Origin of the sequence: Arcobacter denitrificans (SeqCode), assembly GCF_048571185.1 — a bacterium.
GTDB classification, from domain to species: domain Bacteria; phylum Campylobacterota; class Campylobacteria; order Campylobacterales; family Arcobacteraceae; genus Arcobacter; species Arcobacter denitrificans.
Map to the genome: position 1 here is coordinate 500,265 of NZ_CP182350.1, position 21,165 is coordinate 521,429.

Annotated in this window: 22 protein-coding genes; 7 read left to right on the forward strand and 15 right to left on the reverse strand. The window is 28.8% G+C overall.

The window, feature by feature from the left end; translation table 11 throughout:
• Window position 1 precedes the first annotated feature (1 nt).
• The 5 genes from obgE to dnaG all read right to left on the reverse strand — a co-directional run bounded on the left by obgE (window position 2) and on the right by dnaG (window position 3,998).
• On the reverse strand, window positions 2-1,093 hold the full coding sequence (gene obgE, locus ACNI28_RS02615) for a GTPase ObgE (RefSeq protein WP_419765334.1): 1,092 nt from the start codon (window positions 1,091-1,093) through the stop codon (window positions 2-4).
• Between the two features lie 136 nt (window positions 1,094-1,229).
• Window positions 1,230-1,484, reverse strand: a complete 255-nt coding sequence (gene rpmA, locus ACNI28_RS02620) for a 50S ribosomal protein L27 (protein WP_419765335.1) — start codon at window positions 1,482-1,484, stop codon at window positions 1,230-1,232.
• A gap of 11 nt (window positions 1,485-1,495) precedes the next feature.
• Window positions 1,496-1,813, reverse strand: coding sequence for a 50S ribosomal protein L21 (gene rplU, locus ACNI28_RS02625; RefSeq protein WP_419765337.1), 318 nt, complete (start codon window positions 1,811-1,813; stop codon window positions 1,496-1,498).
• Between the two features lie 99 nt (window positions 1,814-1,912).
• Window positions 1,913-2,302, reverse strand: coding sequence for a RidA family protein (locus ACNI28_RS02630; protein ID WP_419765338.1), 390 nt, complete (start codon window positions 2,300-2,302; stop codon window positions 1,913-1,915).
• A 58-nt stretch (window positions 2,303-2,360) separates the two neighbouring features.
• Window positions 2,361-3,998, reverse strand: coding sequence for a DNA primase (gene dnaG / locus ACNI28_RS02635; protein WP_419765339.1), 1,638 nt, complete (start codon window positions 3,996-3,998; stop codon window positions 2,361-2,363).
• A gap of 102 nt (window positions 3,999-4,100) precedes the next feature.
• On the opposite strand from dnaG, the gene ACNI28_RS02640 reads away from it, so the two are divergent.
• The 5 genes from ACNI28_RS02640 (at window position 4,101) to ACNI28_RS02660 (ending at window position 8,319) form a co-directional block, all read left to right on the forward strand.
• Window positions 4,101-5,147, forward strand: a complete 1,047-nt coding sequence (locus ACNI28_RS02640; RefSeq protein WP_419765340.1) for a tetratricopeptide repeat protein — start codon at window positions 4,101-4,103, stop codon at window positions 5,145-5,147.
• Window positions 5,122-5,568, forward strand: a complete 447-nt coding sequence (gene rnhA, locus ACNI28_RS02645; protein WP_419765342.1) for a ribonuclease HI — start codon at window positions 5,122-5,124, stop codon at window positions 5,566-5,568. Before ACNI28_RS02640 ends, rnhA begins: the two co-directional genes overlap by 26 nt.
• The gene (rnc, locus tag ACNI28_RS02650; protein WP_419765344.1) at window positions 5,561-6,232 is read left to right on the forward strand and encodes a ribonuclease III; all 672 of its coding nucleotides are present in this window, start codon (window positions 5,561-5,563) and stop codon (window positions 6,230-6,232) included. Before rnhA ends, rnc begins: the two co-directional genes overlap by 8 nt.
• A 7-nt stretch (window positions 6,233-6,239) precedes the next feature.
• Window positions 6,240-7,313 carry a chorismate synthase gene (aroC, locus tag ACNI28_RS02655; protein WP_419765345.1) on the forward strand — a complete coding sequence of 358 codons (1,074 nt, stop codon included), beginning with the start codon at window positions 6,240-6,242 and terminating at the stop codon, window positions 7,311-7,313.
• Between the two features lie 415 nt (window positions 7,314-7,728).
• Complete coding sequence (locus tag ACNI28_RS02660; RefSeq protein WP_419765346.1) at window positions 7,729-8,319, forward strand: DUF134 domain-containing protein; 591 nt, start codon at window positions 7,729-7,731, stop codon at window positions 8,317-8,319.
• 2 nt (window positions 8,320-8,321) lie between these two features.
• Here ACNI28_RS02660 and htpX read toward each other — a convergent pair whose 3' ends face one another.
• Window positions 8,322-9,173, reverse strand: a complete 852-nt coding sequence (gene htpX / locus ACNI28_RS02665) for a zinc metalloprotease HtpX (protein ID WP_419765347.1) — start codon at window positions 9,171-9,173, stop codon at window positions 8,322-8,324.
• A gap of 61 nt (window positions 9,174-9,234) precedes the next feature.
• Between htpX and ACNI28_RS02670 the strand changes: the two genes are divergently transcribed.
• Window positions 9,235-9,711 (forward strand): SixA phosphatase family protein, encoded by a 477-nt coding sequence (locus tag ACNI28_RS02670; RefSeq protein WP_419765349.1) that lies wholly within the window; start codon window positions 9,235-9,237, stop codon window positions 9,709-9,711.
• Window positions 9,712-9,786: 75 nt separating this feature from the next.
• The gene (locus ACNI28_RS02675; protein WP_419765351.1) at window positions 9,787-10,287 is read left to right on the forward strand and encodes a SixA phosphatase family protein; all 501 of its coding nucleotides are present in this window, start codon (window positions 9,787-9,789) and stop codon (window positions 10,285-10,287) included.
• On the opposite strand, the gene ACNI28_RS02680 is transcribed toward ACNI28_RS02675, so the two are convergent.
• The 9 genes from ACNI28_RS02680 to ACNI28_RS02720 form a co-directional block, all read right to left on the reverse strand.
• The gene (locus ACNI28_RS02680; RefSeq protein WP_419765352.1) at window positions 10,276-11,514 is read right to left on the reverse strand and encodes a BaiN/RdsA family NAD(P)/FAD-dependent oxidoreductase; all 1,239 of its coding nucleotides are present in this window, start codon (window positions 11,512-11,514) and stop codon (window positions 10,276-10,278) included. The two genes, ACNI28_RS02675 and ACNI28_RS02680, sit on opposite strands and share 12 nt — an antisense overlap.
• Window positions 11,515-11,677: 163 nt before the next feature.
• Entirely contained in the window at window positions 11,678-13,021 is a 1,344-nt protein-coding gene (mnmE, locus tag ACNI28_RS02685) for a tRNA uridine-5-carboxymethylaminomethyl(34) synthesis GTPase MnmE (RefSeq protein ID WP_419765353.1), read from the reverse strand.
• Between the two features lie 6 nt (window positions 13,022-13,027).
• Window positions 13,028-13,885 (reverse strand): Jag N-terminal domain-containing protein, encoded by an 858-nt coding sequence (locus ACNI28_RS02690; protein WP_419765354.1) that lies wholly within the window; start codon window positions 13,883-13,885, stop codon window positions 13,028-13,030.
• 9 nt (window positions 13,886-13,894) lie between these two features.
• On the reverse strand, window positions 13,895-15,493 hold the full coding sequence (gene yidC / locus ACNI28_RS02695) for a membrane protein insertase YidC (protein WP_419765356.1): 1,599 nt from the start codon (window positions 15,491-15,493) through the stop codon (window positions 13,895-13,897).
• A gap of 40 nt (window positions 15,494-15,533) precedes the next feature.
• On the reverse strand, window positions 15,534-15,866 hold the full coding sequence (yidD, locus tag ACNI28_RS02700) for a membrane protein insertion efficiency factor YidD (RefSeq protein ID WP_419765357.1): 333 nt from the start codon (window positions 15,864-15,866) through the stop codon (window positions 15,534-15,536).
• The gene (rnpA, locus tag ACNI28_RS02705; RefSeq protein WP_419766441.1) at window positions 15,863-16,198 is read right to left on the reverse strand and encodes a ribonuclease P protein component; all 336 of its coding nucleotides are present in this window, start codon (window positions 16,196-16,198) and stop codon (window positions 15,863-15,865) included. The genes yidD and rnpA overlap by 4 nt, the downstream gene beginning before the upstream one ends.
• Complete coding sequence (gene rpmH / locus ACNI28_RS02710) at window positions 16,186-16,320, reverse strand: 50S ribosomal protein L34 (RefSeq protein ID WP_013136169.1); 135 nt, start codon at window positions 16,318-16,320, stop codon at window positions 16,186-16,188. The genes rnpA and rpmH overlap by 13 nt, the downstream gene beginning before the upstream one ends.
• Before the next feature lie 94 nt (window positions 16,321-16,414).
• Window positions 16,415-18,988 (reverse strand): ATP-dependent Clp protease ATP-binding subunit, encoded by a 2,574-nt coding sequence (locus tag ACNI28_RS02715; protein WP_419765358.1) that lies wholly within the window; start codon window positions 18,986-18,988, stop codon window positions 16,415-16,417.
• 58 nt (window positions 18,989-19,046) lie between these two features.
• Entirely contained in the window at window positions 19,047-21,164 is a 2,118-nt protein-coding gene (locus tag ACNI28_RS02720; RefSeq protein ID WP_419765360.1) for an ATP-binding protein, read from the reverse strand.
• Window position 21,165 lies beyond the last annotated feature (1 nt).

The window sequence follows — 21,165 nt, forward strand, 5'->3', positions numbered from 1 at the left end:
ACTATTTACCTTGAGCAATTAAATTATATAAAGCAAATTTTAACGAACCTACATTATTATGTGTTACTGATGATATTGGTAATATAAAGTATGGTTTAGAACTATCATATTTTGCATATACAGTATCTTGAACATAATATGGTAACTCTTTATCAAAACCAAACTCATTAGAGCTTGTAACTTCTAAACCTAACTCTTTAATAAAGTTTTCAATATCACCACTTAAATCTTCACCATAATATGCATCTGTTTTAGTTAAAGCGACAGCATAATCTCTCTGGCTTAATTCACTTGAGAAGTTTTTCAACTCTTCTCTTAAAACATTAAATTGATCAATAGTTTTTCTATAATTTGTAATATCAATAGTAAAAAGTAATGTTTTAGTTCTCTCAATATGTCTTAAGAACTCTAACCCTAAACCTTTACCTTCACTAGCTCCATCAATGATTCCAGGAATATCTGCCATTACAAAAGAGTTAAAATCACCAACTTCTACAACTCCTAATTTTGGAGTTAATGTAGTAAATTCATAATTTGCAACTTCTGGTGTTGCATTTGAAGTTGTAGAAATCAAAGTAGATTTTCCTACATTTGGATATCCAACAAGTCCTACATCTGCAATAAGCTTTAACTCTAACCTTAAATTCATAGTCTCACCAGGAAGTCCAGGTTGGAAATATGTAGGTCTTTGATTTCTTGAGTTTTTAAAGTGAGTATTACCTAAGCCACCTTTTCCACCTTGAAGTAGAAGTTTTTTGTCACCCTCTTCTAATAAATCCATAATAACTTCATTGGTATCATTATTGATTACTTGAGTTCCTGGAGGTACAACTAAAATTAAAGTTTCTCCACTTTTACCAGTACATCTACTACCTAATCCTTGTTTTCCATTGTCAGCTTTTAATTTATGTTTTCCTTTGTACCAAGAAAGAGTATCAGTGTTATTGTCTACTAAAAAGTAAACATCTCCACCTTTTCCTCCATCTCCACCATCAGGTCCACCCTTTACAACAAACTTTTCTCTTCTAAATGAGGCACAACCTTGTCCACCTTTTCCTGAAGAGATACTAAATTTTACGCTATCTATAAACATTATTAACCTTTTAAATAATCCATATGACTATAATTATTACTAAAAACACCTATTTGTTGTATTTAGTAATAATTATAAACTAAAAAAGGGGTGTAGGCAAAAGCACTACACCCCTTTAAATAAAGAAAAGTAAAATTTACGAAGCGTAAACTGAAACTTTTTTTCTATCTTTATCTTTAACTTCGAATTTTACAACTCCGTCAATTAAAGCATAAATTGTGTGGTCTTTACCAATACCTACGTTGTTACCAACATGTACTTTTGTACCTCTTTGTCTAATGATGATATTTCCAGATTTAACTGTTTCCCCACCATATTTTTTAACTCCAAGTCTTCTACCAGCTGAATCTCTATTATTCTGTGTACTACCTTGTCCTTTTTTATGAGCCATAATCTATCTCCTTACGCAGCTATTTTAGTAATTCTAATTTTTGTAAAGCTTCTTCTGAAACCTTTTTTTAACTTAGAATCTTTTCTTCTTCTTTTTTTGTAAATAAGAACTTTTCTGTCTCTATTTGCACCAGTACCATCTAATACTACTTCAGCTTCTACTTTTGCAGAAGATATAGCATCTCCACATTTTAACTCTCCATCATTTACTGCTAATACATCAGTAATTTCTAGAGATTCTTTTGCAGCTTTTCCAGTATAATCGATATCAATCATATCGCCTTCTGAAACCTTATACTGCTTACCACCACACTTTATAATTGCATACATATCTTTTCCTCTAACTTATCAATTCTTTAGTAACTTTTTCATTTAACGGGACGGAATGTTACCAAAGGTTAGTTTAAATTTAGTTTAAGCGAAATTTGATTACATATTAATTACGTCATCACTTATAGCAATTACATCAATTTCAACTAAAACATTTTTAGGTAATGTTTTTACTGCAACGGTGCTTCGTGCAGGTTTATGATCACCAAAGTATTCTGCATAAATAACATTTACAACACCAAAATCTTCCATGTTTTCTAAATAAATTGTAGCTTTTAAAACTCTATCTAAACTACTATTTGCTTCTGCAAGTACATTTTGTAGATTTGTCAAAACTTGATGTGTTTGTTTTTTAATATCTCTTTCAACTAATTTACCATCAGCAGTAAGAGCAATCTGACCAGAAGTATAAACTAAACCATTATATTTAACTGCTTGAGCATATGGTCCAATTGCAGCAGGTGCAGCTTCAGTTTGAATAATTTCCATAATAATTTCCTTGATTTTTTATTATTTTACTTTAAAAAAAGTTTTATGACTATTAATTTTATAGATTATATGCTATTAATTTTCCACTTTTTAACATTGCAATATTATCTTTTATTTTTCTTATTAGAGAACTTTTTTCATTGAAAGTATAAGTTTTATCATATAAAACTTCATTTAACTTATTTGAATAAAACTTTCCTAGTAAAACTAAAAGTTCTGCATTTAATCTTTCATCATCATAATCTTCTAATCTTTCATTTAAAAGTATTGAGTTTAATCTCTCATCATTTATATTATCCATCAATATTTCAAACTCATTTTTATGGTATTCAAACATAGAAGAGTCAATCACATCTAAAACCCTTGAAAGTCTTTGTTTATCATTTAAAATAGCTTTAATAATACAAAGTTCTCCAATATTTACCTTTGAGAGTTCTACATTATTATTAGTTTTTACACTACTCTTTTTTACCTTTATTAAATTTTCTCTAATATTTAACTTCTGTGCAATATATCTAGAATACTCATCATGATAAAGAGCATTTAAAGTATTTAAAAACTCATTAACATCTTGCAAGGCTTTTTGTTTATTTTGAGGGTCATTTAAATCAAATTGAGAAATTATATGATCAATTGCAAAAGGAATAAAAGGTTTTGGTTTTAAAAAGATTTTATTTAGCTCTTCAATTTTCCCATCTTTTACCATATCTGCTGGGTCAAAACCCTTTTCAAAAATAATAACTCCACCTTCAAAATCATTGTGAGCCATAAGTTGTGCAGCTTTAAAAGCAGCATTGAGTCCTGCATTATCTCCATCATATGCCACAATTACTCTTGGCTCACCACGTTTTAGTATAGGTAAATGCTCTTTTGTAAGTGCCGTTCCAAGTGTGGCAACTGCATTATCAAAGCCTGCTTGATGTAGCATAATTACATCCAAGTAGCCTTCTGTGATAATTATCTCTTTTCTTTTATAGATTTTCTCTTTTGATAGATTATAGCCATAAAGTAATCTTGACTTGTTAAATATTTTTGTTTGGGGTGAGTTTACATATTTTGCATTGTGTCCTGTTATTGTTCGACCACCAAAACCAACTAAAGCACCACTTAATGAATATATTGGAAAGGTAATTCTTTCAATAAATCTTGCATATAAGCCATTTGCTCCTGAGTCTATGATTCCTAAATCTTTTGCATCATTTAGGTTTAAATAATTTGACTTTAGATAATTTATTGTCTCTTGGGAAGTGGGAGCATATCCTATTTCAAACTTTTCAATTGAAGATTCAAAAATACCTCTTTCTTTTATATAATCTTTTGCAACTTTATTGGATACAAAATTTTTCTGATAATACCTATTTATCTCTTCTATTGCTTTTGTATCTTGTTTTTTCTGTTGGGTGTCATCATAAACTAGAGAAAAGTTATTCATACTAGCTAGTTTTTCTATGGCTTCTGGGTATGAGAGTTTTTCATACTCCATTACAAACTTAATAGAATCACCTCCAATACCACAACCAAAACAATGGTATATTTGCTTTGCAGGGCTTACTACAAAAGAGGGAGTACTCTCTCCATGAAAAGGACAACAAGCTTTAAAGTTCGCTCCTGATTTTTTTAATTGTAAAAATTGTGAGATTGTGTCAACTATGTCAATATGGTTTTTTAAATTTTCTATAGAATCTTTGTTTATCATGGAAAAGATTATACAATTTAATCTCTTTGATTTTACAATTTAGATTTTTATATGTTCAATTATGATAATATTAATATCAAAATAAAAAACAAGGTTTGATAATTGCAGTTAGCATTTGAGTATAGAGATCCTCTTTTTGGAATTATTGTTCTTCTATTACTTATATTTGTAATCTCATTTTTAACTTACACTTTTGGTGCCTATAAAGAAAAAGTTGCCAGAAGAGAGTATCGTAAACTTCTAAAACGTTTTGAATTAGGAAAACTTAAAGAAGAAGATTATGTACACTTATACAAAACATATAACCTCCCCTTTGACTCTATTTTACTTTTAGCTTCAACTTTTTTACATAAGGGTGATTATACAAGGGCTATAACAGTTTATTTGGCACTTCTAGAACATGTAAAAGATAGAGTAAAAAAAGAAGAACTTTTAGAACTTTTAGGTTCAACTTACTTTAAAGGTGGCTTTCTACAAAGATCACGGGAGATATTTTTAAAGATTTTAAATTTTTCTCCAAGAAATAGTGAAGCTTTGAAGTATCTTCTTTTGATTAATGAAAAACTAAAAGATTATGAGAAAGCCTTAGATGTTATTAATTCACTTGAAGAGTTAGGTATTGATACCATTAGGGATAGAATTTATATTGAAACATTGATTATCTTAAACGACCCTATTATCTCTTTTGATAAAAAAACAGAAAAACTCTATGCCTTTTTTAAACTAAATAGAATCGTAGAAAGAATGCTTTTAGAGTATCTATTACAATACAATAAAGACTTTTTTTGGGAAAATATTGAAAAGTTTGATATTACTAAAATAATAGATTTACTTTGGTACTTGGATTTCAATGATATTGATTTTGATAAAGTTGAAAATAGTCCACTATTAAAAGAGTTGTACAATGCTAAGGGATATTTAAATAATTTAGAAAAAAGTGATGATTTTAATTTTGGAATATTGATATTGATTAATCAAAATGAAGCAAATATAAATGCTGATTTAAATTTTGAGTTTTTATGTACCTCATGTAAAAAAACTCTTCCAATTTATTCCACAAGATGTCCTCACTGTCATAACACGTTAACATTTAAAGTCAAACATAATTTAAATAAGGGAATAAGTGAAAAAAATCAATCTTTACAGTGATGGCTCATCTTTAGGAAATCCAGGTCCTGGAGGATATGGAACAATTTTAGAGTTTAATGGTAAGAAAAAAGAGCTAAGTGGTGGAGAAGATAACACTACTAATAATAGAATGGAATTAAAAGGGGTAATTGAAGGATTAAAAGCTTTAAAAGAGCCTTGTGATGTTCATATTACTTCTGATTCTACTTATGTCGTAAAAGGAATAAATGAATGGCTAAGTTCATGGATTAAGAATAACTGGAAGTCATCAACAAAAAAACCTGTTAAAAATGATGACTTATGGAAAGAGTATGTTGAAGTATCACAAAACCACAAAATCGTTGCTTCTTGGGTAAAAGGTCATGCAGGTCATGAAGAAAATGAAAGATGTGATATACTTGCAAAAGATTTTGCACAAAATATAAAGGAAAAATATGAATGATTATTCAAGTTTAGAAAAGTGCCTGGATTATCAGTTTAAAAATAAAGATCTGATAGTCGAAGCACTTACGCACAAAAGTTTTAAAAAACCATATAATAATGAAAGATTAGAGTTTTTGGGTGATGCAGTTTTAAATTTAATAGTTGGTGAATACTTATATAAAAAGTTCCCAGCATCAAATGAAGGTGATTTATCGAAAATTAGAGCTTCCCTTGTAAATGAAACAGGTTTTACAAAGTTAGCAAATGAGATAAAACTAGGTGATTATATTTACTTATCAGTAGCAGAAGAGAGAAATAAAGGAAGAACAAAAGCTTCTATATTATCAGATGCTTTTGAAGCGATTATGGGTGCTGTTTATTTAGAATCAGGATTAGAAGTTTTAAAACCAATTATTTTGGCCCTATTAGAAAAATCATATGATAAAATTAACTTAGATGTCTTATTTAGTGATTATAAAACGGCTCTTCAAGAGATAACACAAGCAGAGTTTGGCTCAATTCCTGAGTATAAAATTGAAGCTTCATATGGACCTGATCATAAAAAAGAGTTTGAAGTCTCTATTTGGATAAATGATAAAAATTATGGACAAGCAATAGGCAAAAGCAAAAAGTTAGCTCAACAAGCCGTTGCAAAAATAGCATTAGATACATTAAAAGGTTAAAAGAAAAATGAATAGTTTTGGACAAAAGTTTCGATTCTCAACTTTTGGAGAGAGTCATGGAAATGCATTAGGTTGTATTGTTGATGGAGTTCCAGCTGGAATTAAAATCGATGAAAGATTTATACAATCTGAAATGGATAGAAGAAAACCAGGTAAAAATGAGTTTGCAACAGCAAGAAAAGAAGGTGATAAAGTAGAGATTTTATCAGGTGTTTTTGAAGGACAGACTACAGGAACACCTATTGCTATGGTAATATTTAATGAAAACCAAAAAAGTAAAGATTATACAAATATAAAAGACCTTTTTAGACCTGGACATGCTGATTTTACATACTTTCATAAATATGGAATCAGAGATTATAGAGGTGGAGGAAGAAGTAGTGCAAGAGAGACAGCAGCAAGAGTTGCAGCTGGAGCTATTGCAAAACTGTTTTTAAGTGAAATGAATATTGAAGTAAGAAGTGGAATTTATGCAATCGATGGCATAGAGTCTTCAACTTTTGATTTTGATTATGCAAAAACATCTGATATTTATTCACTAGATAAAAATAAAGAAGACTTTCAAAAAGAAGCGATTTTAGATGCTAAAAACTCTCATAACAGCGTTGGTGGTGTTGCTTTAGTAAATGTTAAAAATGCACCTATTGGACTAGGTGAGCCATTATATTATAGACTTGATGCCCAAATTGCAGCTGCAATGATGGGAATAAATGCAGTAAAAGCAGTAGAAATTGGCGATGGAATAGATGCAAGTAAAGTAAAAGGTTATGATAACAATGACCAAATAGATGCAAATGGCTTTAAAACAAACCACTCAGGTGGAATTTTAGGTGGAATATCTAATGGTGATGACATTAATGTAAAAGTTTTCTTTAAAGCAACACCTTCTGTATTTATAAAACAAGATAGTATTGATATACACAATAATGAAGTATCATGTGAATTAAAAGGAAGACATGATCCATGTGTTGCAGTTAGAGGTTCTATTGTTACTGAATCAATGATGGCATTGGTTATTGCAGATATGATTATATTAAATATGAGTAGTAATATAAATAATATTAAAAAAGTTTATAATTAAAAGGTATTAAAGCAAAGCTTTTGTAAGATTAGCTTGACCTTTACTTTGGTTAAGTTGAAAGGTCGAAGCTGGTTTATTCCAGCTTTTTTTTTGATTTATTTTTGCATATTTTGATTTAAAAATTTTGTAAAAACCTAAATAGTAATAAAATATAATGAAAGTGGTTTTTACAAAATAAAGGGGCGCTTATTAAAATTATTCTCCTGAAGGGGGATAGAGAAATAAGATTAATAATGTATGTTATTTGTTAGATTTCAAATAAACAACAAAGGAGCTAAAATTTATAAATACTGTAAAAAATATTCATTTAAATTTTACTTTCTAACATTAATGAACATATGACAGGAATTATAACTATATTTTGAGCATATGTCAAGTATATTATGATAGAATATTAAATAAATTAAGGTAAGCAATGGCAAGAGATAAATTAAAACGAAAACTAGACCTTGTACCAGTATGTAAATACTTTGGTCCAAAGGATATTGAAGCAAAAGAAGACATAGTATTACTACATGAAGAGTTAGAAGCTATACACCTTATGGACTCATTTTGTATGTATCAAGAAGATGCAGCAAAAAAAATGAATGTATCAAGAGCAACCTTTGCTCGAATTGTTAAGAGTGCCAGAAAAAAGATTTCATTAGCATTGGTAACAGGAAGTAATATAAAAGTTCATGAAGTAACAAATGAATTTCACCTTGCTGTTTGTTCAAATTCAAATGAAAATATAGATTATGCAAATGAAGATGCTCAATATATCTGGATATATTTTATAAAAGATTATAAATTAAAATCTCAAAACTGTATTATAAATCCAGCATTTAACAACGATGATGAAATCGCCTGTAACTTGCTACCTGAACTTTTGCATGACTTTAAAGTTAACTACTTTTTAATAAAAGATATAGATTATGACTTGAAAATTTCACTTATTGCAAAAGGGATTTACCCTATTTTGCAAGATTGTGTTGATTTAGACACGATGATTGATATTTTTCAATAAATCTAGTTTTTTAGTTCAAACTTCAACTCTTCAAGTCTTGCTATTCTATCTTCAGTTGTAGGATGAGTTCTAAATAGATTTCCAAACTTTACATCTTTTCCTGAAAAAGGATTTATTATAAACATGTGTGCTGTCTCTTCTGTTGCCTCATTTATTTGCCCTCTTTTTGCATAAGATTCTAGTTTTGATAAAGCACTTTGTAGTCCACCTGGATCTTTTGTAAGTCTTGCAGCTCCTTCATCTGCTAAAAACTCTCTGCTTCTACTAACTGTCATTTGTATTATAGAAGCTGCAATTGGTAAAATAATAGCCATAAGAATCATAACTATAGGATGGGCACCTTGTCTATTATTCCCACCAAACATTGCTGAAAACTGCATAAAGTTTGCAATCATTGCAATTGCCCCTGCAAATACAGCAGCAATTGTTCCAATTAAAATATCATAGTGTCTTATATGAGATAATTCATGGGCAATAACACCCTCTATTTCTCGCTCATTTAATAAATCAACTAAACCTTGAGTAACTGCAACAGCAGCATTTTGATGATTTCTTCCCGTAGCAAAGGCATTTGGAACCCTATCAGGTATCAAATAGACTTTTGGCATAGGAAGCTTAGCTTCATATGTTAATTTCTCTACAATTTTATATATGTAATTTTTTCTATCTTCAATAATAACTGCGTTGTAGTGTTTTAGTACTTGTTTATCTGAATAATAGTATGCATAAAAGTTCATACCACCTGCAATTAAAAATGCAATAAGTGCACCATTTGCACCACCAAACGAAAATCCTATAAAAACGAATAAAACAGTTAAAAGTGTTAAAAAAAAGACTGTCTTTACTTGCTCCATGTTTCTTCCTTAGTAAAATTATATTAGTATTTTATAATCTTTTATATAAAAGGAAAACCATATGAAAAAATTATATTTATTAAGACATGCAAAATCTTCATGGAAAGATTCTTCTTTGAAAGATATTGATAGACCACTAAACAATAGAGGTAAATATCAAGTTAAATTTATGAGAGAGTTTGTTTTAAAAAATAGCATAAAACCAGATTTGATTCTTTGTAGTACATCTAAAAGAACTAAGCTAACTCATAGTGGAATATTTGATGATAAAAATGCTGTTTTTATGGATAGTTTGTATCATGCGAGTAGTAGTGAAATAATGAATATAATAAAAAAAGTTGATAAACACATAGACACTTTGATAATAATTGGACACAATCCAGGTCTTAATGAATTTGCTTCTTGGCTAATAAATTTTGAAAATAATATTCAAACAGGAAGTTTAATACAAATAGATATTTCTATTCAAGATTGGAAAGATTTGCATAAAAAGAGTTCAAAATTTGTTTCATATACTAATCCACCAAAAAGAAATTAAAAGATTTTGTAAGTTTTTATATTATTTGTAGGAAAATTTACTTAAAATAACAATAATTAGACAATTGGATTAATAATGAAAACACTTTATTTAATGAGACATCCTCAAAAGCAAATAGCAAAACAAAATCAAGATGATTTTGATATTAAATTATCCCCAGAAGGAATAGAAGAAGCAAATAAAATTGCTGAAGGCTTACACTCTTTAGAGATTAAACCTGACTTGATTGTTGCAAGTCCAGCAAATCGTACAAGGCAAACAGCAGAAATAGTTTCAAAAATCTTAGAGTATGATAAAAACATCATGTATAATGAAGTACTTTTTCAAGCCTATGTAAATGAACTGATAGAGACAATATCTTATACATTTGATACGGTAAATGAGATGTTTCTAATAGGTCACAATCCTTCATTAACTGCACTTACAATAACTCTTGATGTTTATAGGGAAGAGATAAAACCAGGGGAAGTTTTGAAAATAGAGTTTGAAACAAACTCTTGGATAGATATTGATAAAGAGAATGCAAAGTTTATTTGGATAGAAAAACCTGATTATAATAATTTCTTAAAAATCTAAAAGTTTTCCCGCTAAGTTTCCACTTGAAAAAGACCATTGGAGGTTATATCCTCCACAAGGTCCATCTAAATCAACCACTTCACCACAAAAATACAGACCTTTTATAATTTTACTTTGCATTGTCTTTGGATTTATCTCTTTTAAACTAACCCCACCCCTTGTAATCATTGCTTGTTTAAAACCTACATGGTCAATAATAGTCAAAGGTGTTGAGACAAGATTTTTTATAAGTTTGTCTCTTATTTGTCCTGCTAAGTCTTTGAACTTCTTATTTGTATCTGCTTTGCTTAATATACAAAGTGCCTTTGCAACAGAAGGTGGAACTAAAGAGCTTATATTTTCTAAAACAGACGAGTCAGGATTATTTTTTATTTCATTATTTATATGTACCCTAACCTCTTCTTCATTTTTGCCTTTAATCATATTGATTATAAGAGGAACTTCTCCATGTTTTTCTAAAAAAGGTGTAACTTCACGTGAAAAATCTAAAACCACAGGACCTCTAATACCTTTTGAGGTAAAAATTAAATCCCCAACTGCTTTTAGTTTTTTAGCCTTTGGTAAATCAATACGAAGCTCTGCTTTTGCAATAGTGTCTGCTTTACAGTTTTCAACCCATTTTTCTTTTGAAATCAAAGGCAACATCGCAGGGTATAAGTCAGTAACTTTATGTCCTAACTCTTTTGCAAAAGTAAACCCATCACCATTGGCTCCTAGCATTGGATAACCTAAACCTCCTGTTGCAACAACAACACTAGCAGATAAAAACTTGTCATCTAAAGTTTGAACACCAACAATAGCTTCACCTTCAAATAACAGAGTCTGGGCTTTAGTATTGCATCTTATTTCAACATTTTGTTTTATAAGTTCCTCTTCTAAAGCTTTTATAATAGTTGAAGAGTTATGAGTAATAGGAAAAACCCTAAATCCATCAGGAATATGAGTATCAACACCTATTTCTTTAAAAAAGTTCATTAAGTCTTTATAATCAAATAAAGTAATAGCATCCATCATAAAACGACCATTTCGGCCAAAAGAGTTCATAAAGTCTGAATTATCAAGAGTATTTGTAAGGTTACAACGTCCACCACCTGTAGCTTTTAGCTTAGGACCTAGCTTTTCTTGCTGTTCAAGTAATAACACGCTCTTACCATCCCTAGCAGCTCTAATAGCAGCAATCATCCCAGCAGCTCCAGAGCCTATTACAATCAAATCATAAGTTTTCATTTAATTCCTATTATTTCCAAATACATAAAATAGCTGTAGAGGTATAGATTTTTAGTGCAATTCAAGGCGGTATTTTGATTTTATGAAGGAGCTTACTAAAGTAAGTGAGTTTATAAAATCAAAATACCAACGCAGAAGTGTGCAAAAAGCTGTGCCTATACAGCTATTTTCCGAGGCAGAAAGCTCCGAACATCACATCCAACATCTGGTCATTTTCGTATGGTCTTGTTATTAATGAAATATTCTCAATAGATTCATGTATGTGATGTGCAAAAAACTCTAACTCCCCTGTTTGAAGTGGTGTTCTAGATTCTAGTATATGATACAGAGTTTTTTCCACTGCATCTACTTGTCTTTTAGAGATTAAAGTCATGTTATCGTCATGAGAATTATTATCTAAAATCTTTTCAATTCTTTCAATCAAACTATTAATACTATTTTTTGTACTTAGTTCTATATAGTCATCTTTTAAAGCAGACTTGTCAAACTTTGATTCCAAATCAATTTTATTTAATACAACTAGTTTTTCTTTATTTTCAATCTCATCTAATATATTTATGATTTTTTTATCTTCACTATCACAAACTTTTGAATTATCAAAGAGTGAAATAATAATATCAGCTTCATCTACTGCACTTAAAGACTTCTCAATACCTATTTTTTCAATTGTATCACTAGCTTCTCTAATACCTGCTGTATCAACTATCTTGATAATGTGAGTTCCTATTTTTACTGACTCTTCAATTGTATCTCTAGTAGTTCCTGCAATATCACTTATAATTGCCCTATCAAAATTTAGAAGTTTATTTAAAAGTGAAGATTTTCCAACATTTGGTTTACCTATGATTGCTACTTTAAAACCTTCTATTAGACCTTCTCTTCTTTTGCTTGATTCAAGTGTATCTGATAATTTGACAACTATTTTTTCTAACTTTCTCTCTATTTGTTCAAAAATATCTTCAGGTAAATCTTCTTCTGCATAGTCAATATTAACTTCTGTGTATGCAAGCATAAAAAGTAAATCTTCTCTAATATCATTTACAAAATTAGTAAGCTCTCCTTTTAGTTGTCGAGCCAATAATTTAACGGCATCTTCACTTCTAGCTTCTATAAGTTTTGCTATCGCTTCTGCTTTTGATAAATCTATTTTATTATTTAAAAAAGCTCTTTTTGAAAACTCTCCAGGATTTGCCATTCGGCACCCAAGTTTAATAAGCTCATTTAATATAATGTTTGAAATAGCAATACCACCGTGACATTGAAACTCTACAATATCTTCACCCGTAAAAGAGTGTGGATTTTTAAAATAGATTAATAGTGCTTCATCTATGATTTCATCATTGCTATTATAAACATTTGATAGTGTTGCAAGTCGTGGTTTTAGGATTTGTTTTTTTGAAAGAGCTAAAGCAAAAGGTAAAGCATCTTTACCACTTACTCTTATGATTGAAATAGAACCAATGCCATTGGCTGTTGCAATTGCAACAATTGTATCTAGTGAGTCCATAGAGAATTAATTACTTCTATACTCATTTACTAATACATACTTATCACCTCTAACATTAGTTTTAACAGCTACGTATTTATTAGGAAACTCTTCTCTTAATCTTTTTAAAGCAATATGAACTAAAATACCATCTAAAGGTTTAGTTTTATATGTTCCTGTTTCATTTATTGTTTCAATTACTGGAATTAAATAGTTATAGATAGCCTCTTCTTGATTTTTCAAAAATTCTGCAACTTCAAGTCTTAACATAAATCCATATTTTTCATTTATCCAATTAAATAAAATATATGATAAAGCCTTATATCTATATCCCTCTTTGCCTATTAAAAGTGCTGAATCTTTGCCATTGAACTCTACGTATAAAGTATCATCATCATAAAAATCAACTTCTATTTCATCTATTTCATAACAAGTATTTTGAAATAGTTTATTAATATCTTTTTTTACTTCAGAAATTATTTCATTTCTATCTTTTTTTATAACTATTTTGGCTATTTCTTCTTTTTGATTGTTTTCAGTGTAAAAGTTATCAAAGATTTTCTCTTTACCTTCTACACTAGGAACTTTTGTAGTATTTTGAACTGTCTGTTTTTTTACTTGTGTTTTTGTATTAGCAATTTTTTCAGATACATCTTCAATATTAATATTTGATTTTTTATATCGTGTATCTTTATATTTTTTGTTATCTCTTCTTTGTCTTCTTTTTACTTGGGCAGTTACTATTGCAGTTTTTTTACCAAAGCCAAGAAAACCTTTACTTGGCTGTTGGATTATCTCTATTTCTAAATCAATAATGGAACAACTAAATTCATTTGATGCTAATTCATATACTTCTTCTAATGTTTTTGCTTCAAATTTTTTCATATTTATTTCCTATTTTTTAGATATTTTTTTCTCTTCTACTTCAGCTGATCTTCTTTTCTCAAATAGCTTATTAATATAAAATTGTTGAGAAATAGTAAATAAGTTATTAATAAACCAGTACAGAGTTAAACCTGCTGGGAACCATAAGAAGAAGAAAGTAAATATTACAGGTAAAAATTGGAATATTTTTCTTTGAGTCTCATCTTGTAATGTATTTGGTGTAATTTTTTGTTGTAAAAACATAGTTGCACCCATCAATACAGGTAATACAAAATATGGATCCATCTCTGCTAAATCATGAATCCAGAAAATCCACTCAGCACCTTTTAATTCAATTGCATTTAATAAAACTCTATAGATGGCAAAGAATACAGGAATTTGCATAACTAATGGTAAACATCCACCCATTGGATTTGCACCGTTCTTTTTATACAGTTCCATCATATGAGATGACTGTTTTTGTTTATCATCTTTATATTTAGCTTGAATATCTTTGATTTTAGGAGCTAAATCTTTTAGTTTTTGCATTGATACCATACCTTTGTATGATAAAGGATAAAGTACAAGTTTAATTAAGATTGTAGCAATAACAATTGTCCATCCCCAGTTACCTACATAACTTTGAATAAATTGTAAGAATAAAAACATAGGATTTGCAATAAATGTAAACCATCCATACTCAATAACATCAGTTAATTCAGGATTTAATGCAGATAAAGTTTTGTGCTCTTTTGGTCCCATATATCCACTAAAAGCAATAGATGCATTTTCAGAATGAACAAAACCTTGAGGATTTGATTCTTTATCAGGCATAAGTGATACTTGAAAAGTTTTTTCAAAGTTATACACAACAGTAGTATAATATCTATCAAATGCACTTAAAAATTTTGCACCATTATATGTTTTTGATTTATCAGAATCACCATCAACAGTTACATCTAGTGTATCGTCAATTAGCTTTACAATAACACCATGGTCAGCATACATATCAGCTAATACATTAGGTCTAAATCCAGATGTTATAAAAAACTGTTTATTATTTGTTGCTTTTGCTTTTAAATCATAATGACCATCAGTATAAAAAGTAAATGTTTTAGTTAAAACTGTATCTTTTAATACTTGTGTTAAAACAAGAGTTTGTGTATCTTTTGTAGCATCAACAACAACAGAACTAGCAGTTACAGGTACTTTAAAAGCTTCATTATTTATATTTGAGTCTGCAAATCTAACTTCTAAGGGTCTTAATTGATCTGCTTCAAAAAGTTTTATATGAGAACCATCTTCTGTTATATATTGTCTTTCTAAAAGAGTAACTTGTGCTATTCTACCTAATTTATCAATTTGAATAATATTTTTACCAGTAGTAATAGTTGAAACTATATCATTTTGTGCGATTGCTTTTGTTGATAAAGCATCAACAATATTTGAAGGGCTTGATATATTTGAAACAGGAGCAGATTCAGGATTTGTGCTGTTTTGAACCACTTGTGGAGCACTATTAGCTTGTGCACTTTTCTCTTGAGCTACTTTAGCAGCCTGAGCCTCTTTTTGAGGTTTTAAAACCAAAAATTCATAAGCTATAAAAAATACAAAAACGACTAATGTCATTATTAACATTCGCTTTTGCATACCCTGATTATTATTTAAATTATTCATTATTCTTATTTCTCTCCCAATTCTTTACTACAAAGTATTTTTTATCATTTGTTGGTATATACCAATATTTTACTCTGATTTTTTTATGTATGACAGTTCTACGCGGGATTTTATTAACTATTGGATAGTCAATTCCTCCTTCAAAAAGCTGGTTACATTTTAATATCCGTGTTATTGTAAAATAAATACCCTTAAAAAAAGAGTTATTTTCCATCTGCCATAGTCCATATTCTGAACAAGTTGGGTAAAATCTACAACTTCCATATGTATAAGGTGATATAAATTTCTGATAAAACTTAATTAGATATTTAAATACAAAGTTCATTTGTATAAGTTTAGTCGTTTAAAAGCAAAATTAAAATCTTTTTGTAATTGCACATATGACTTCTTTAATAACTCATCTTTTGCTACAAAAATATACTTGCCTGTTATGATTTTTTCTTCATTTTCCAAAACTATAGCTCTTAGTCTTCTTCTAGCTTTAGCTCGATAAACAGCATTTCCTACTTTTTTAGAAGTAACAAAACCTATTTCTAGCTTTTCACTAGACCTAAAAAAAGCGACAAAAGATGGCGTATGCCATTTTTTGCCGCTTTGATATAGTTGTTTAAAATCTCTTGAGCTGTTTAGTCTGTGTTCTTTGCTTAAACAGCTAATCTTTTTCTACCTTTAGCTCTTCTTCTTGCAATAACTTTTCTACCATTTTTAGTAGACATTCTAACTCTAAAACCGTGAGTTCTCTTTTTTGGCGTGTTATGCGGTTGGTATGTTCTTTTCATAGTGTCATTCCCTTTTTAAAATTCAAGTTGCGGATTATAGTTAAAGTTAACTTAAAATTTCTTTATATTAAGCCAAAGTAAACCTTTCCTAAAACTATATTTTTGCTATTACCTCATCATTTTGCACATCAAATACAACTTTACTTCCAGCTGTAATTTTATCTTCTAATATTAAATCAGCAAGTTTATCCTCTACTATTTCATAGAGTGCTCTTTTTAGAGGTCTTGCCCCATACACTGGATCAAATCCAACTTTTGCAATAAACTCTTTAGCACTTTGACTTAACTCTATTTGGATATCTTTATCTTGTAACTTTTTCTTAATATCATCAAACATTATAGAAACAATATTTGTAATTGAGTCTAATCCTAATTGTTCAAAAATAATTATATCATCCAATCTGTTTAAAAATTCTGGTCTAAAATAGTTTTTGATTTCTAAAAACACTTCATCTTTTCTTTTTTCTTTATCAGATATTTCAATAATTTTAGAACTTCCAATATTTGAAGTTAAAATAATAATTGTATTTTTAAAATCTATAGTTACACCTTTATTATCTGTTAATCTTCCATCATCAAGTACTTGAAGTAGGATATTAAATACATCGGGATGAGCCTTTTCAATCTCATCAAATAAAATTACACTATAAGGTTTTCTTCTAACTGCTTCTGTTAACTGTCCACCTTCATCATACCCCACATATCCAGGAGCAGCACCAATTAGTCTTGAAACTGCATGTTTTTCCATATATTCACTCATATCAAATCTAATAAGTGATTTTTCATCATCAAACAGAAACTTTGCTAAACTTTTTGCACTCTCTGTTTTACCGACACCTGTTGGCCCTAAAAACATAAAAGAACCTATTGGTTTACTATCTTCACTTAGCCCTGCTTTGTTTCTTTTTATTGCTCTACTTATTGCTTTTAGAGCTTCATCTTGACCTTTTACATCCTCTTTTAATACCTTTTCCACTTCTAAAATTCTTTGTTTTTCACTACTTAACATTTTGTTTACAGGAATTCCAGTCCATCTTGAAACAATACTTGCAATTGCATCTTCATCTACACTATTTCTTAAAAGTGTTCCTTCTTCTTGCATGATGTTCCATTTCTCTTCATTCTCTTTTACTTGTTTCTCTAACTCAGGTATTTCTCCATACTCTATAGATGCTGCTTCTTCAAATCTTGATTCTCTTTTTGCAGCTTGTGCTTTTGTTTTGAGTTCATCAATTTTTACTTTTAAACCTGAGGCTTTATTAAATGTCTCTTTTTCATTTAAAAATCTTGATTCTAAGGCTCTTTGTTCTTCACTCAGATTTGCTAACTCTTTTTCTATTTCCTCTATTCTTTGGCTATTCTTTTTAGATTTTTCCATCTTTAAAGCTGATTTTTCCACCATTAAAGTTTGAATTGCTCTTTTTACAGTTGATAAAACAATAGGTTCACTCTCTATTTGCATTTTAAGCTCTGCTGCTGCTTCATCTATAAGGTCTATGGCTTTATCTGGTAAAAATCTATCAGAGATATATCTATCACTTAACTTTGCAGCTGATACTAGGGCACTATCATTTATAGTAACACTATGGAAAGTTTCAAGTTTCTCTTTTATACCTCTTAATATCTGTAATGCTTCATTTACACTTGGCTCATCTACTGAGATTGGTTGAAATCTTCTTTGCATAGCGGTATCTTTTTCAAAATACTTTCTATACTCTTTTAGTGTTGTTGCTCCAATAGTATGTAGTTCTCCCCTTGCAAGGGCTGGTTTTAAAATATTTGCAGCATCCATGCTTCCTTCACTAGCTCCTGCTCCTATAATGGTATGAATCTCATCAATAAATAAAATAATATTTCCAGCTTTTTTAACTTCATCAATAACTGATTTTAATCTATCTTCAAACTCACCTCTATATTTTGCCCCTGCAATTAAGGCACTCATATCTAAGGTTACAACTTTTTTATTTTGTAAAGATAGAGGAACATCCTTTGCTACTATTCTTTGAGCTAAGCCTTCTGCAATAGCTGTTTTCCCAGTACCTGGTTCTCCTAAAAGTATTGGGTTGTTTTTTGTTTTTCTTATGAGAATTTGCATCATTCTTTGTATTTGTTCATCTCTTCCAATTACTGGGTCTAATTTTCCATCTATTGCTTGTTGGTTTAAATCAATTCCATATTTTCCTATTGCTTCTAAGTTTTCATCTCCTGAAGCAGAATCAATAACACTTCCACCTCTTATGGCTTCTAACTCTTTTTTAGCCTCATGTAAATCGATATATTTTCCTAAAACATCTTTAAATACTTTATTGTCAAAGTTTGCTATTAGCCATGAATCTATAGCTATAAACTTGTCTCCAAGAGTTGCCATTTGACCTTCTGCTTTTTGCAAAGAATCAATAAAGTTTCTGCTTAGTTTTATATTCTCTTTTGTAACAGTTGATACTGTTGTTAGAGAAGAAGCGTATGATTTTGCTTCTAGTACTAAAGCTGTTTTGTCTATATTCATTTTATTTAATAGTTGGTTTAGTACTGAGTTGGTATTTGTTAACAGTGCCCAAAGCATGTGTATAATTTCAACTTCTTGGTTTTTATTATGTAAGGCTAAAGCAACAGACGAATCTATACTTTCTGCCATTTGGTTTGTTAGTTTTTCAAAAATTTTATTCATAATTAGCACTCCTTTAATTTAACTGCTAATAAATTATAGCACCTTGAGTGTACATTTGTCAAGTATCTAATGTGATTTTAAAACAACATCCTTTATAAGTTTTATCATCAGCTTTTAAAACTGTATTTTCAACTTCAATATTACCTTTCATATGATCTACTATAATTTGGTGTGTCATATAAAGTCCAATACCTGTACCTTGTGATTGATGTTTTGTCGTAAAATATGGTTCAAATATTCTATTTATAATATCTTTATCAATACCTCCAGCATTATCTTTTATCATAATTACTGCTTTATCATCTTTCCTAAAAATAGATACTTCTATATATTTATTTTCTTCCCTTTTTAAATTAAGTGCATCTTTTGCATTATTTAAAATATTGATTAATGCCTGAGTTAATTCATTTTTATAATTTTCAATCTCTATTGTTTCATCTATTTCTTTTATTACATTTATATCATGGTTTTTAAAACTAGATTCAACCAATAACATTGTTTTATCAAGAAGTTTAGATAGAGTAAAAAACTCTTTTTTCTTATCTTTCTTAAAAAAATTTCTAAAATCATCAATAGTATTTGAAAGATGCTGTGCATTATTAATAATAGAGTTTAATAACTTATAAAAATTCTCTTTAGAAGAGGTATTATATTCATAATCAAGCTTAACACCAGAAGCTGCTGTTGTAATAGTACTTAAAGGTTGTCTCCATTGATGCGCAATATTTTCTATCATCTCTCCCATTGAAGCCATTTTTGATTGATGAAAAAGCATTTCATCCTTTTGTTTTAACTCTGTAATATCAATAATTGCTGAAACTCTAACTAAGTCATTTTCTAGTTCTAAAAATTTTCCTTGGACAAGTCCATTTAAAACTGTTCCATCCTTTTTTAGTATTTCTATCTCATAAATATCACTATTAACTAATAAATTCTTTTTGACGATTTGACGAGAGTTTTCTGAGACTAACTTCATTATATTTTTACCAATGAGTTCATCTTTTGAATTAAAGCCTAGATTTTTAACAGCAACATCGTTGGCATCAATACAAATTGAATCCTTATGCAAAATAATAATTTCCATTGTTGAATTAAATAATGACTTAAAACTTTTTAATGATTTTTCTAATGAATATTCTCTTTTATCAATTTTATATTGCATTTTTCTAAAATTCTCAATCAAAGGATTAAACTCTTTATAAAATGACTCTTTAACTTCTTTATTATATTTACCATTAGTAATATTTGAAACATTTATATTTAAATTATCAATTTCTATAAATACTTTTTTAAGTAACCATATTGCAATTATTATTACAACTATAATAAATGACACCAAAATAATAATTATACTTGAAACTACTATCCAAACATTATTAAGTAAGTCTTGATAATTTTTTTGAGCAATAATCTTCCAACCTGTTTTTTCTATGGTTGTGTACATTGCTATTTGTTTTGAATCATCAAGTTTTGAATCATATATTTGTTGAGTATAAGGTTTAGTTTTATTAATAAAATTAACAAATACATTAAAAGTATACGTGTTAACACGTTGTAAAACATTTTTAGCATTGTCTTCATCTATAAGTATTACACCTTTTTTATCAAACATTTTAATCATATGACTTCCGTCCGTATTGATATAATTTTTTGTAAAAAGTGCAAAATCTTCAAGATTTATAAATATAACAACAACATTATCATTGGAAATTTTCTTACTAAAAGTTATTGTTGGCTTTTCATCTATTGTTGAAAAAAACACATCAGACCAATAAAAATTATTATTTTTTAAGGATTCAAAATACTTTTTATTTGAATAATCAAATCCTTTATAAACATTTAAATTTGATTGAGAATAAAAGTCATTAATGATACCTTTTTTATTTAATATAAGAATAGAGATTATGTTATCATTTAATTTCACAATATCTTTTAAGATTTTAGGATTATTTTTATACTCATTATGTATATATGATGAAATTTTTTCTATTTTTTCTAAAATAAAATTTGCTTTTAAATTAACTTGTTTTAATGTATTTTTTTGAGCATGGGCTACTAAATCTAAATTTGAAGAATATAAGCTATAACTTGAAATGGAACCAATACAAAATGTAATAATAAAAGTAAAAATACTAAATAATATAATTAAACTATATTTTAAACTATATTTCTTCATA